This window comes from Dermabacter sp. HMSC08H10 (genome assembly GCF_001807585.1).
Lineage (GTDB): Bacteria > Actinomycetota > Actinomycetes > Actinomycetales > Dermabacteraceae > Dermabacter > Dermabacter hominis.
The window spans coordinates 110199-122471 of sequence record NZ_KV789416.1; the positions used below are offsets into that span (position 1 = coordinate 110199).

Genomic DNA, 12273 nt, shown 5'->3' on the forward strand with positions numbered 1-12273 from the left:
TTGCCTGAGTGGCAGCTTGTGGACGGTAAGAAGGTTGGCATCACCTACTCGGTTGAGGAGCTTGAGGTCGATGGTTACACCTCGATCGTGACGGGTAATGCTCGCGATGGCTTCACGATCACGAATACACAGATCCCGCCGCAGACACCGCCGACGCCGCCAACGCCTCCGGCAACCCCGCCTACGCCACCAACGCCGCCGGCAACACCTCCGGTCCCTGAAAAGCCCCGTTTGCCGCTGCCCCGCACCGGCACCGAGGTGGGCGCCGCCGCAGCCCTGGCCATCGTTCTGATGGGAGTGGGCGTGGCGATTGTGAGGCGTCGCAAGCCCTGATCGCGGCTAAAGGCTTGGCCTAAAGGTGAGTGGCCCCTGGAAGTGACATGCTTCCGGGGGCCACTCGCGTGAAAGCGGATTCGCGATGTCCGCTCGAGTTCCCGCCCTGCCCGGCCCGCCGATCCGGTCAGAGCCGACGCCTCCTAGAATGAGCGCTGACTATTCATTTCTGCGAGGAGGGAAACCATGAATGCACCAAGTGTGCTGTTCGTGTGCGTGAAAAATGGCGGCAAGAGCCAAATGGCGGCAGCACTCATGCGTCACCATGCACACGGTGCGGTCGAGGTGCATTCAGCGGGCACGAAGCCGGGAACGGCGCTCAATGAAGCTTCTCGCGTGAGCGTGGCAGCCGTCGGAGGAAATTTTGACGGGGAATTCCCGAAGCCGATCGACCCACGCATTCTGCGCGCCGCACACCGCACCATCATTGTGGGTGGAGACGCACACGTCGAACCGATCGAGGGGATGCGCGGCACGATCGAAAAATGGGACATCGACGAGCCCTCCTTGCGCGGAATCGAGGGGGAGGAGCGCATGGCCCTCATCCGCGACGATATTGATCGACGCGTTCGGGCTCTGCTTGCAGAACTGACCGCAAGCGCCGAGTAAACGAAAGGACCAATTGTGCAGGATACCTCCGCACCCCGACTGTCCATCCTGGACCGCCTTTTGCCGCTTTTCATCCTTGTGGCGATGGGCGTGGGAATTGCGCTGAGCGTGTGGGTTCCGCAAACCGCGGAAGTGCTCAACCACGTAAAAATTAGCGACATTTCGCTGCCGATCGCTCTCGGCCTTCTCGTCATGATGTATCCGCCTCTTGCGAAGGTGCGGTTTGAAAAAGCGAGGAAAATCGTGCGCGATAGGCGGCTCATGATCCTCTCGCTGCTCCTCAACTGGGTCCTGGGTCCACTCCTGATGTTTGCTCTAGCGTGGGTGTTCCTGCCGAACGAACCGGAGCTTCGAACGGGCCTTGTGATCGTGGGTCTCGCGCGCTGCATCGCCATGGTGCTTGTGTGGAGCGATCTTTCGTGCGCGGACCGTGAAGCAACCGCTGTTCTCGTAGCGATCAATTCCGTGTTCCAGCTCCTCATGTTCTCGGTGCTCGGCTGGTTCTACCTGCAGGTCCTCCCAGGATGGCTGGGGTTAGATACCGCCAGTGTGCACTTCTCCTTTGCGGCGATCGCGAAAAGCGTGCTCATTTTCCTCGGCATCCCGCTCGCCCTCGGCGTGCTTTCACGCATCCTCGGTGAGCGATACAAAGGCCGGGAATGGTTCGAGCATTCCTTTCTCCCCAAGGTCTCGCCACTCGCGATGATCGGGCTGCTCTACACGATCGTGGTGCTGTTTTGCCTCCAGGGCCGGCAGATCCTGCAGCACCCCTGGAGCGTCGCAAGTGTTGCCCTGCCACTGCTCGCCTATTTCGTGCTCATGTTTGGAATCTCGCTTATTGCCGCCCGCGCATCGGGCATGAACTATGCGCAGAGTGCCTCCACGGCCTTCACAGCCGCCGGAAACAATTTCGAGCTCGCGATCGCCGTGACAATCGGAACCTTCGGCGCGACCTCTTCGCAAGCACTCGCGGGCACGATCGGACCGATGGTGGAGATTCCCGTGCTGGTCGCGCTCGTGTACGTGATGCGCGCTGTGGGGCCTCGCCTTTTCCCTGGGGATCCGACGCTACCGCGCGTCTCGCACGTCGGTCGGGCTTGAGCGCCCGGAGCTTGTCGCCCCGGCGCGGTTAGTGGGTGGAGTTGGCCTGGATTTCTCGCAAGCTGTGCATGAGGGAGCGTTGGTCGATCCCGAAGGTGTCGTGAATTGCGCGGTAGTGGGTGTAGATCTCGTTGTAGGCCTCGTGGGCGGTGGGGTTGGGCCGGTAAACGGTCGCGATCGCTGACTCAGCTTTGCCGGCGCTCTGCCAGGTCAGTTCACCTGCGGCGATCGCGCCGTGGAGGGCCGCGCCCAGGGCGGAGGTGTTCGCGGAGGAAGACACCTCGACCGGCATTCCGGTGACGTCGGCAAGGATTTGCATGAGCAGGGGGCTCTTGGCGGGGATTCCGCCGCACACGATGAAGCGGTTGATCGGAACCTCGGCCTCTTCGAATGCTTCGAGGATGATCCGTTGCCCGAAGGCCGCACCTTCGAGGAGCGCGCGGTAAATGTGGTAGTCGCGCGTGTCGAGGGTGAGTCCGACGATAGCCCCGGAGAGGTTCGAGTCAATGAGCGTGGAGCGGTTGCCGTTCATCCAATCCAGGACGATGAGGCCAGAGCCGCCGGGCTGCAGGGCCTGGGCTTTCGACTCCAGGACTTCGAAGGTGGAGGTCGCGGAAATGGAGGCGAGGTCGGCGATGTCGGCCGAGGTCATGTTGCGGGCGAACCACCCGAAGGTGTCGCCGAAGCCCGCTTGGCCCGCTTCGTAAGCCCAGTGGTTGGGCAGGATGCCGTTCTTGACGACTCCCTGGATTCCGCGCGGGGTGCGGTGCTCTTTGGAAACGACGAGGTTGCACACGCTTGTGCCCATGACGGCCACCATGGTTCCGGGCTGCGCGGCGCCAGCACCGAGGAAGGCGGCATGCGCATCGATGTTGCCGGCGGCAACGGTGACGTGAGTGTCGAGCCCGAGCCGCGTGGCCCACTCAGAGGTGAGCGTCCCGGCGCTTTCGCCTGGGGTGAGGAATTCGTGCCCCAGTTTGTCGAGAACGCCCGCGAAGCCGGGTTCGAGCGAATTGAGGAACTCGGGGGAGGGGTAGCCTCCCGCTTCTTCGCGGTAGTTGCCTTTGAAGCCTGCGACGGATGCTCCGCGCACTTCCGTGCCCACGAGCGTCGAGACGATCCAATCTTCTTGCTCGATGATGCGCGAGGTAGCGTCGTACACCTCTTGATCGTCGCGGAGGGTTTGCAGGGCTTTTGGGAGCACCCATTCGGATGAAAGGCGCCCTCCGTATTGCGGCAGGAAGAGGCCGCCTTCGGCTTCGGCAGCGCGGTTGATTTCTTCGGCGTGGTTTTGCGCGGCATGATGCTTCCACAGCCTCGCGTAGGCCAGCGGGTGTTTCTTCCAGCGGGGGGAGCGCGAGAGTGGAGCCAGGTCGTCGTCTGTCAGCACGATCGTGCAGGCGGTGGTGTCAACGCCGAGGCCAACGATCTGCTGAGGATCCACCCCGCTGCGGTCGACGACGGCGCGCACGACCTTTTCGAGGGCGACGAGGTAATCGTCGGGATCCTGCAGTGCGGTGTTGGGGGCGAGCTTTTCCCCCGAGGCGGCGAGCGTTTCGGTCATCACGCCGTGTTCGTAGAGGTGGGTCGCGGTTTCGATTTCCGCGCGATCGGCAAGCCGCACCAAGACTGAGCGGGCGGATTCGGTTCCGAAGTCGACGCCAATCGCGTATGTGCTGCTTTCTGCCATGTCACTCCTCTTCGAGTGGGTGTGTGCGAGGGCTTTGGACGGGTGACCCGCTGCCCCAGCGTGACGTATGCTCAAATGAGCGCCCTTGGCTGCTCACATGAGCACACTAGCCCTTGGTGTGACCCATGTCAATCACGGTAAAGTGCGTGGAGAAGGCTAGGCGCCTGACCAGACCAGGACATTTGAGGAGAGAGGCACCGATGGATGCCGAGTTGCCCGAGCCGCAATTGATTGCGTCTCTCGCGCGCCGCCACTACCTCGAAGACGTCTCCAAGGTGCAGCTCGCCAAAGAGTTCGGCATCTCCCGGTTTCGCATCGCACGGCTCCTGGCCAAGGGTCGCGAAGAAGGCATCATTCGCCTTGAGATCATCGACCCGTCCACTGATCTGCCCATGCTCTCCGAGCCCCTCGCGAGCCACCTCGGCCTCCGCTACGTGCGAGTGATCGGCTCCAACGGAACAGACACCGATGTGCGCACGCAACTCGGATCAATGGGAGCGCAACTGCTCGGCGAACTTGTGAAGCCCGGGGATAACCTGGGCCTCGGGTGGGGGCGCACGGTGGCCGAGGTCGCGAAGAACCTCCGACACCTTCCCCCCATCACCGTCATCCAGATCTCTGGCGCCCTAGCGGCCGCGCATGCGTCGTCGCCAATCGACAACATCCGCGAGGCTGTTCTCAGCGCCAACGGCTACATCCACGACCTCCCGGTCCCCTTCTACGTCCGCTCGCCAGAAATGCGCCGCCAGCTCTTCGAAACCCACTCCTATGTGCGGGGGCAATTCGAACACCTTGACACGGCCGTCGTGTCGATTGGCTCATGGGAACACAAGGAAACGCAGCTCTATCGCGAATTCCCGCCCTCGGTCAGGGCGCGGCTCGATCACGTCAGGCCCGCCGGTGAACTCGCAGGCATCTGGTTTGACGAGGCCGGCAGGGTCCTCGCTCCCGAAGTCACCAGAATGTGCATGACCCTCGAAACTCACCACTTGAGCCAAACCCCCCGCGTCATCGCGGTCGCGGCGGGGGCAAAGAAAGTGTCGGCCATTCTCGGTGCGGCCCGCACCGGCCTCATCACGGGACTTGTCACCGACCGTGACACGGCCGAGGCTCTTCTCGAAGCACATTAGGGCGAGCGAGGCTGCCCGGTAACGTAGATGCAGACAGTATCGTTACCGCGCCCTGGAGCTGCCATGCCGAAGCCTCTCGTTCTTTCCGATATCCGCAATCGCGCGGGCGCGTTTATGGCGGAGTGGCGCGATGCGGAGGGATATGAAAAAGGCGAGGCTCAGGAGTTTGTGCGCGGACTTCTTCGGTGCTTCGGTATTAGTGGCCGTACGGCTGCCGTGTATGAGAAGCGCGGTGGACCTGCCCTGAATTGCATTCGTTCAAGGCTCGCATCCTAGATGTCACGAATGACTATTTCTCCTGTCCTGAGTGTCAGGAGATTCGGCGGGTCGCCTGGGAAGAGAAAAGAGCTTCTTTTGCAGGTAAGACTATCGCTGATGTACCCGAGCTGTTGACCGCTTGGGACGACGACCTCTCTCCTGAGGGTGTTCGAGTCGACGAGAACCACTGGGGTTCGGGTTATAGATTCCGGTGTCCTGCTGGTCACCGAAACACGCGTCAACCTCTCAACTGTCTGTTTGGGGGCTGTTCTGCTTGCAAGGCAATTAAGACCAGGAAAGCTAATGCGGATGCTGCGGCAGCTGATCCCTCCGCGAGTAGGTTGACACCAGAGATCAGCAGCCAGTGGCACCCACCAAGAATGGCAATTTGCGCCTTGCAGACGTCTCTCCCGAGTCCCGTCGCATTGTCTGGTGGCGTGACCCTGTCTGCGGACATGAGTTCCAAGCCACTCCCCGAGAACGCGATAAATATGAGCAGTGGCGCTGCCCGGTGTGCCATACAATCCTTGATTCGCTGGCATACCACTATCCAGAGGTTGCCGAGGAATGGTCGCCAGACAATCCGCTCTCGCCGTGGGAAATCCGTCCGAACACCTCGCAACTTGCTGAGCCACCCCTTTGGGTATGCAAAAACGATCCGGCTCATGTGTGGCGAGCCATGCCCGCAGCGCGAGTCAATGGGTCGCAATGCCCGGAGTGCATCGAAACAGGAAAATCACGGATCGAGACCGAGTACTATTCAGCAGCTCTTGCGCACTGGGGAAACGCGAAATCTGGTTCCCGCATTCATTCCGCAAAGTTCCAGACTCACTCCTCCTGGACTGTTGATATTTGCGTGGATCTTCCATCCGGGAAACAACTCGCCATCGAATATGACGGCTCGTACTGGCATCGCAACAAAGCGGACGTTGATCGCGTCAAGACCTTAGATCTCCTAGCAGACGGGTTCCTTGTTGTTCGACTCCGTGAAGCCCCACTCCCTTCGCTGAACATCGCACACCCGAACTACCGTGAAATCACCGTGTACTCCGGCGCCCAAGGCCCTGTACACAATGTCGCAGTTATTGCTGAGACGATCATTTCTTGAGCGAGATCGCCTGCGAACTTCCATCCCTGAACGTGAACGTGATGGTGCCGTCGACGCTGATTTTGGCGTGGTCGACGAGGGCGTGACATAGGTATGGGGTGAACTCGATGTGGTCGATGTCGAGTTTGTCGAGTTCTTCCTGGTAGTGGCAGTAGGCGGCTTGCCGGTTGTCGAGGTCGCTGATCTGGTCGAGGAGCCGGTGGTACTCCTCTAGGAGGGTGGCGTGCTCGTCGGTGAGTGTGTCGAAGCGGCTCTGGTATTCAGCCTGGTCTTGGGCGATGCGGGCGTTGCGGGCTATCAGCGCGTCGATCGTCTCGGCGGTCGCACCGACGCGCGCGAAGAGTTGGTCGGTTTCGATATGAAGGTCGGTGGTGTCCAGTTCGACTCGTACGGCCTTGTCGACCAGCTCGTCGACCTGGTCCCGGCTGGCGAGGAAGTGGTGGACGGCGTCGAGGAACGCGGGGGTGATTTGTTCATCGCTGACATGAGGGGTCGCACACGAGGTTCCACCTGCGTATTTGTGGTTGCACTGCCAGATGCGTTTTTCGTATTTGGTGCCGGCATGCCAGGTTTTCGACCCGTACCAGACCCCGCACTAGGCGCACCTGATTTTGCTGGAGAAGGTGGGGTCTGCTGAGGGGTTGGTTGACTCCTGTCCACTCGTGCATGCGGGTGGGGTGAAGGAGAATGATTAGTGATGAAGTACGCAGAAGAGTTCAAGTAAGACGTCGTCGCGTTGGTGCGGGCAAGTGCCACGCAACGCGAGGTGTGTCGCGATCTTGGTATCTCGAGATCAGCAATGTCGAAATGGGTCGCTGATGCTGACAGATGTGACGCTGGCCTGCCGGTAGCAAAAGACGTGACCCCGGGGCGAGAATGCGCAGATTCGTGAATTGATGCGTCGGAACCGGCTCCTCGAGCAGGAGAACGAGGTACTCAGGCGTGCGGCGACGTATTTGTCGCAGATTCATATCACGCCCACAAAACAGTGTTCCCACTCGTCCAAGAGATGGCCGCGCCCGGTGCCCGCATTCGAGTGCCGGTGGCGGTGGCGTGCCGGGTGCTGGCGTTTACGAAGCAGGCGCATTACCAATGGCTGAAACAGCCGTTGTCTGCCCGAAAGATTGCTGACGCGCAGATCATTCAAGTATTGCGTGAACTCCACGAGGACGACCCCGAGGGCGGGTGCCGGGTGCTCGCTGATGATCTGCATGATCTCGGCTTTGTCATCTCGGAGCGACGGGTGTGGTGGCTGTGCAAGATCGCCGGCATTCAGTCGACCATTACGACACGAAAGCGCCGCTACCAGAAAGCTGGTGCGCCGGTAGGTGACGAACTGGTGCAACGCGATTTTACGGCTGATGGTTTGGATGAGAAATGGTTGGTGGATATCACCGAGCATTGGACTGGTGAGGGGAAGCTGTACCTGTGTGCGTTCAAGGATGTGTGTTCGAACAAGATTGTCGGGTGCGCGATCGATTCCCGCATGAAAGCGTCGCTCGCGGTTCGAGCGTTGGAGAACGCGCTCATGCAGCGTGGCTGGGTAGAAGGCGTGGTGGTGCGTAGCGATAGGGAAAGCCAATTTCGGAGTCGGAAGTTCCAGAAGGCGCTTATGAAGCGTCCTGGGTTCTGTTCCGAGTCTCAGCAAGGAGAATCGAAGGTAGCCCTGAGAAGTTCAGTCCCGAGCTGCGTGACTGCGCCGTGCGGATGGTCTACGAGCGTCAAGCCCGCGAGGCGGGCCCACGTGCAGAGTCGATCCGGGCCATCGCACCCCAACTCGGTGTCGGCCTGGAGACCCCGCGGATCTGGTGCAACCGCTGCGGCCCCACCGAACCGTCCGCTGGCAGCAGCGAGTCACTCGAGGAGGAGAACCGGCGCTTGCGCCGCGAGCTGGCTGAAGCTCGCCGTGCCAACGAGATCCTCAAAGCGGCCTCGGCTTTTCGCCGCGGAACTCGACCGCCCCACGACGAGGTGATCCGGTTCATCGACGAGCACCGTGATCAGTTCGGGGTCGAGGTCATCTGCCGCGTGCTCAGCGCGACAGAATGTGGGTTCATCACCTCCCGCGGCTACCGGGCCGCCCAGGCACGCTCAGCCTCGGCCAGGGCGCTGCGGGATGAGGTTCTTCTCCCGGAGATCCGGCGCATCCACGCCGAGAACTACAGCGTCTACGGCGTGCGGAAGAAGCACCATGCGATGCGGCGCGCTGGCTGGGATTTGGGCTGTGACCAGGTCGCCCGGCTCATGCGAGGAGCCGGCCTTCACGCGGTGCGGCGTGGCCGGAAGCCGGTCACCATAAATACCCCACTCACGTGCCCGATGTCCGCCCGGATCCGGTCGAGCGGCGCTTTACTGCAGAGCAGCCGAACCGCCTGTGGGTCGCTGACATCACCGACGTGCGGATCCTCGCCGGATTCTGCTGCGTCGCCGTCATCACCGACGTATGCACTCGCAAGATCGTCGGATCGGCGGTCGCTGCGATTCTCCACATCGACGGCCTGCCCCTGCTGGCGCTGGAGCACGCACTGCTGACCCGTGGCGTCGTGCGCAGCCAGAGCGGACTGATCCATCACAGCGATCGAGGAGCCCAATACGTTTTTCTGGCGTACTTCGACGCGCTGATCACCGCCGGGGTCACCGCATCGGTCGGCTCCCTCGGAGACTCCTACGACAACGCCCTGGCCGAGACCATCAACGGCCTGTTCAAGGCCGAGCTGATCCACTCCTAGCGAATCTGGGAGTCCACCCAGGCGGTCGAGATCGCCACCATGGGCTGGGTCCACTGATGGAACGCCGAGCGTCTGTACGAAGCGCTCGGCTACCGCACCCCCGCGAGAGTCGAAGCGTCCTACACTCACCCCACGACCACCGCGCCCGCGACCGTCTAACCACGGAACAAAACCCAGGGCGCTTCAGCTTCAAAGATTTCAGAAGATAAGCGCACTCTGACTTGTGACATCGGTGAGCGCGATGAGGGTACAGCTCAGATGGTGCTATCGGGTGTCAAGGTTGATGGCCCGGCTGAGTCGAAGGTCTCTGCGAAGGCGACCTTCCGGGGTCTTGAAGCTGAGCTGCCAGAAATCCCGATCGTCGCGCCGTTCATCATGGACGCTAAGTTTGATGCTGGTGCGCCGAGCTCATTGACTGGTCAGCCAGACACGTACCAGGTCATGTCTTTCCCGTTCTCGTTGGCGCATTCAACGGGGTCAGCGGCGGGCCCGGAAAGCGTCAGCTATGACATCACGATCAATGGTGTCCGCGGTGAAAGAATCACTACGCAGGATGTAGCGTGTGCGCCTATTGATCGTGTGCATTCCGGCTACCCGTACTCCGCTCCCGGTAAGCCGCAGGAACAGACCGCGAAGTTCCCTACGTGTGAGTTCACTCTGGTTGATCCTGAGACGAACACTTTCCGACTGACGTTGTCTGATCTGGATTATGTTTCGAAACGTCCTGAGCTTGACTCGAATGGTGTCCGTTTGCCGCAGGTTCAGCCGAAGCATCCGCGCGAAGTTATCGCCGCTGGAGAGCTGCGCATCAAGGTTCCGTATAAGGCCACCGGGCCTGGTTCGAACCGAAACACCAACGTGACGCTGAAAGCATCGACGCCGACGTACACCGCCGTCGATGGCTCAACGAGTGAAGACGACCCATCGAACAACCAGAACCGCGCCCCGATGATTCGCGGCAACTGGACGGGTGCATGGGTTGTCGGGTCCCAGCATCCGAAGGCATACCCAGGTATCGGATGGTCTGATACGTCGCGTGCTCCGGTGGGCTCTACTGTGATGTCGGTTTCCGGAATCGCTCCTCCGCGTGTTGAGGGCTTCTCTGACAACTGGATTTGCAACACCCTGGATACCGAGCGCGTCGATTTCGTCAACGCCCGCGTTGTTGCTGACCCCTACGCGAAGCCGAACGTCTACTATGGCGAAAACGTGGAGGACCTCAAGATCCTCTACTACACGGGTGAGGTTGAGGACCCTAACCTTTTCAAATGCGGAACTGAAGAAACCCCGTTTGATGAAGGTAAAGATGAAAAAGACGGCTGGAGCTACACCAAGCCTGCAGATCTCTCCACAGTGAAGGCTGTCAAGTTGCGTGTGCCTCGCGATAAGGGGCACCTGTCGAAGCTCCCGCAGTCATACTTCTACCTGGTTATCGAACAGAAGATTCACGATGACGTAGAGATTGGCGCAGACGTGTGGGCGTGGACTTCTGTTCTCAACGAGACACGAACCGACTGGACGATGGGTCTTGACGCGAAGATTGCTTATGACCGCGTCACTAACGAACGGGAGATCACTCCTGGGTTCGCATCCCCTGGCGTTATCACCGACGGGGTCCGCTATCCATATGCAGGCCCGGGGCGTGACCTTCTACGCGTGGTTCCCTCGCTGCCTGTTGTAGTCAAGGACGTCGCCCAGCCGGAGTATGGTCCGGGTGAGGAAGCTGACTATACGATTCGTTACGGCCTCGAATCCGAGGTTGCGAACATGCCTAAGGATCAGGTGGTTATCGAAGACACCCTGCCGGCGGGCATGGAGTATGTTCCGGGTAGCGCTGACGTTGAGCCTGACGTGAAGACCGACGCTAACGGCCAGCAGGTTTTGACGTGGACGAAGGATGGCGTTGAGCCTAATATCCGCGTCTTTGAGGACGGCAACGCTTACGTCATTAACTACAAGGCGAAGTTGCCTAAGGACGCAAAGCCTGGAGCGGTTTACACCAACGAGGTCGCGGCATCGAGCCAGGGCCAGACCCGCAAGGCGACAGCTAAGGTGACGGTGCCGCGGGCCGGCTACACGTCGCTGAAGAAAAACGTTGAAACGCCTGTTGTTGAGACGACTCGGAACGGTGTTGCGGCTAACGAATGGACGCTTAGCCTGACGTCGAATGACCCGACACGTTCGAACCTCACTGACGTGATCGATGTGCTTCCGTCAAACGATGATTCCCAGGGTTCGAAGTTTGATGGCACACTCAAGGTGACCGGAGTTGAAGGTGCTGAAGGCGCGAAGGTCTACAGCACCACTGTGGACCCAGCTGAGATTGATGAAGACCCGAATGCCAAGGTCAATGGTGGCACCGGAACGCCGTCTGACATCTGGGAAGAAGGCGTGAAGGAGGACGCAACCGCGCTCCGCGTTATCACCAAAGCCCCGCTGGCATTTGGGGATAGTCAAACGATTACTGTGAAGACTGAGCTGCATCAAGCCCAGCATGGCGATGTTGTTGTCAACAAGGCCGTGGGTCGTGCTGAGAACACGAAACTGCGGATGCGTACGTCTGCGCAGTTCACGGTGCGTACGCCTGTCGACGTCAGCGTTGAGAAGGTGTGGAAGGACGAGAACGGCGAGACTCTTACGGAGACTCCGGACTCGGTGCAGGTGCAGTTGATGCGCCAGCAGGGAGATAAACGCACCCCGGTGGGCGAGAAGGTTGTGCTTTCGGCCGCAAATGGTTGGAAGCACACGTTCGAATCGCTACCAGCCACGGTCGATGATGAGCCGGTCAGTTATACGGTGCAGGAAGACTCGGTTGAGGGCTACACCTCGCAGGTCAAGGTGGCGGACGCCGGTAGCGTCTTCGAGGTGACGGTCACGAATACACGTGAACCGGAGCCGACACCGGATCCGACTCCTGATCCGACACCGGATCCGACTCCTGATCCGACACCGGATCCGACTCCTGAGCCGACACCGGATCCGACTCCTGAGCCGACTCCTGAGCCGACACCGGATCCGACTCCTGAGCCGACACCGGATCCGACTCCTGAGCCGGCGCCAGAACCAACCCCGGAGCCAACACCGGAACCAGGTGAGGAACCAACGCCGGAGCCGACGCCGGAGAAACCGAGGGTTCCTGAGAAGGGGCTGCCTCGAACTGGTGTGGAAGTTGCAGGCTTCCTCGCGATCGCGGCCACGTTGCTCGGTGTTGGATTGTTCCTCAGGAGGCGACCACGTAAGCAGTGAAACTGCTGTGGTGAGAACCTGGAGGGATAAAGCGAACTGACGAGTATACCTCTGCAGGCTACAAAAGGG

Annotated in this window: 9 protein-coding genes and 2 pseudogenes; 10 read left to right on the forward strand and 1 reads right to left on the reverse strand. The window is 60.5% G+C overall.

Annotated features, from left to right (window positions below):
• The 3 genes from HMPREF3176_RS10415 to arsB all read left to right on the forward strand — a co-directional run.
• A partial coding sequence (locus HMPREF3176_RS10415; RefSeq protein WP_210386444.1) for a Cna B-type domain-containing protein occupies positions 1 to 333 on the forward strand: 333 nt, incomplete at its 5' end.
• A gap of 186 nt (positions 334 to 519) precedes the next feature.
• Complete coding sequence (locus HMPREF3176_RS01660) at positions 520 to 942, forward strand: arsenate-mycothiol transferase ArsC (protein WP_070457681.1); 423 nt, start codon at positions 520 to 522, stop codon at positions 940 to 942.
• 15 nt (positions 943 to 957) lie between these two features.
• Positions 958 to 2043, forward strand: coding sequence for an ACR3 family arsenite efflux transporter (gene arsB / locus HMPREF3176_RS01665; protein ID WP_070457684.1), 1086 nt, complete (start codon positions 958 to 960; stop codon positions 2041 to 2043).
• A gap of 28 nt (positions 2044 to 2071) precedes the next feature.
• Here the strand turns inward: arsB and HMPREF3176_RS01670 are convergent, their stop codons facing one another.
• The gene (locus HMPREF3176_RS01670; protein ID WP_070457686.1) at positions 2072 to 3733 is read right to left on the reverse strand and encodes a ribulokinase; all 1662 of its coding nucleotides are present in this window, start codon (positions 3731 to 3733) and stop codon (positions 2072 to 2074) included.
• Positions 3734 to 3933: 200 nt separating this feature from the next.
• Here HMPREF3176_RS01670 and HMPREF3176_RS01675 point away from each other — a divergent pair, with 200 nt between their 5' ends.
• The 7 genes and pseudogenes from HMPREF3176_RS01675 to HMPREF3176_RS01710 all read left to right on the forward strand — a co-directional run bounded on the left by HMPREF3176_RS01675 (position 3934) and on the right by HMPREF3176_RS01710 (position 12204).
• On the forward strand, positions 3934 to 4863 hold the full coding sequence (locus tag HMPREF3176_RS01675) for a sugar-binding transcriptional regulator (RefSeq protein WP_070457688.1): 930 nt from the start codon (positions 3934 to 3936) through the stop codon (positions 4861 to 4863).
• A gap of 622 nt (positions 4864 to 5485) precedes the next feature.
• Complete coding sequence (locus tag HMPREF3176_RS09960; protein WP_083286175.1) at positions 5486 to 6229, forward strand: zinc-ribbon domain-containing protein; 744 nt, start codon at positions 5486 to 5488, stop codon at positions 6227 to 6229.
• A 223-nt stretch (positions 6230 to 6452) separates the two neighbouring features.
• Positions 6453 to 6866, forward strand: coding sequence for a hypothetical protein (locus HMPREF3176_RS01695; RefSeq protein ID WP_070457696.1), 414 nt, complete (start codon positions 6453 to 6455; stop codon positions 6864 to 6866).
• Between the two features lie 102 nt (positions 6867 to 6968).
• Positions 6969 to 7121, forward strand: a complete 153-nt coding sequence (locus tag HMPREF3176_RS10660; protein ID WP_371327101.1) for a hypothetical protein — start codon at positions 6969 to 6971, stop codon at positions 7119 to 7121.
• Positions 7122 to 7238: 117 nt separating this feature from the next.
• Positions 7239 to 7835: pseudogene (locus HMPREF3176_RS10665) on the forward strand (DDE-type integrase/transposase/recombinase); the annotation flags it as partial.
• A gap of 101 nt (positions 7836 to 7936) precedes the next feature.
• A pseudogene (locus HMPREF3176_RS10670) lies at positions 7937 to 9117 on the forward strand (IS3 family transposase).
• A gap of 99 nt (positions 9118 to 9216) precedes the next feature.
• Positions 9217 to 12204, forward strand: coding sequence for a Cna B-type domain-containing protein (locus tag HMPREF3176_RS01710; protein ID WP_246826619.1), 2988 nt, complete (start codon positions 9217 to 9219; stop codon positions 12202 to 12204).
• The last annotated feature ends 69 nt before the right edge of the window (positions 12205 to 12273 follow it).

Excerpts from the sequence above, each read along its gene's own strand:
- HMPREF3176_RS01670 (WP_070457686.1), bottom strand. The coding sequence starts at position 3,733 with ATGGCAGAAAGCAGCACATACGCGATTGGCGTCGACTTCGGAACCGAA.
- HMPREF3176_RS01710 (WP_246826619.1), top strand. The coding sequence starts at position 9,217 with ATGGTGCTATCGGGTGTCAAGGTTGATGGCCCGGCTGAGTCGAAGGTC.
- HMPREF3176_RS01660 (WP_070457681.1), top strand. The coding sequence starts at position 520 with ATGAATGCACCAAGTGTGCTGTTCGTGTGCGTGAAAAATGGCGGCAAG.
- HMPREF3176_RS01675 (WP_070457688.1), top strand. The coding sequence starts at position 3,934 with ATGGATGCCGAGTTGCCCGAGCCGCAATTGATTGCGTCTCTCGCGCGC.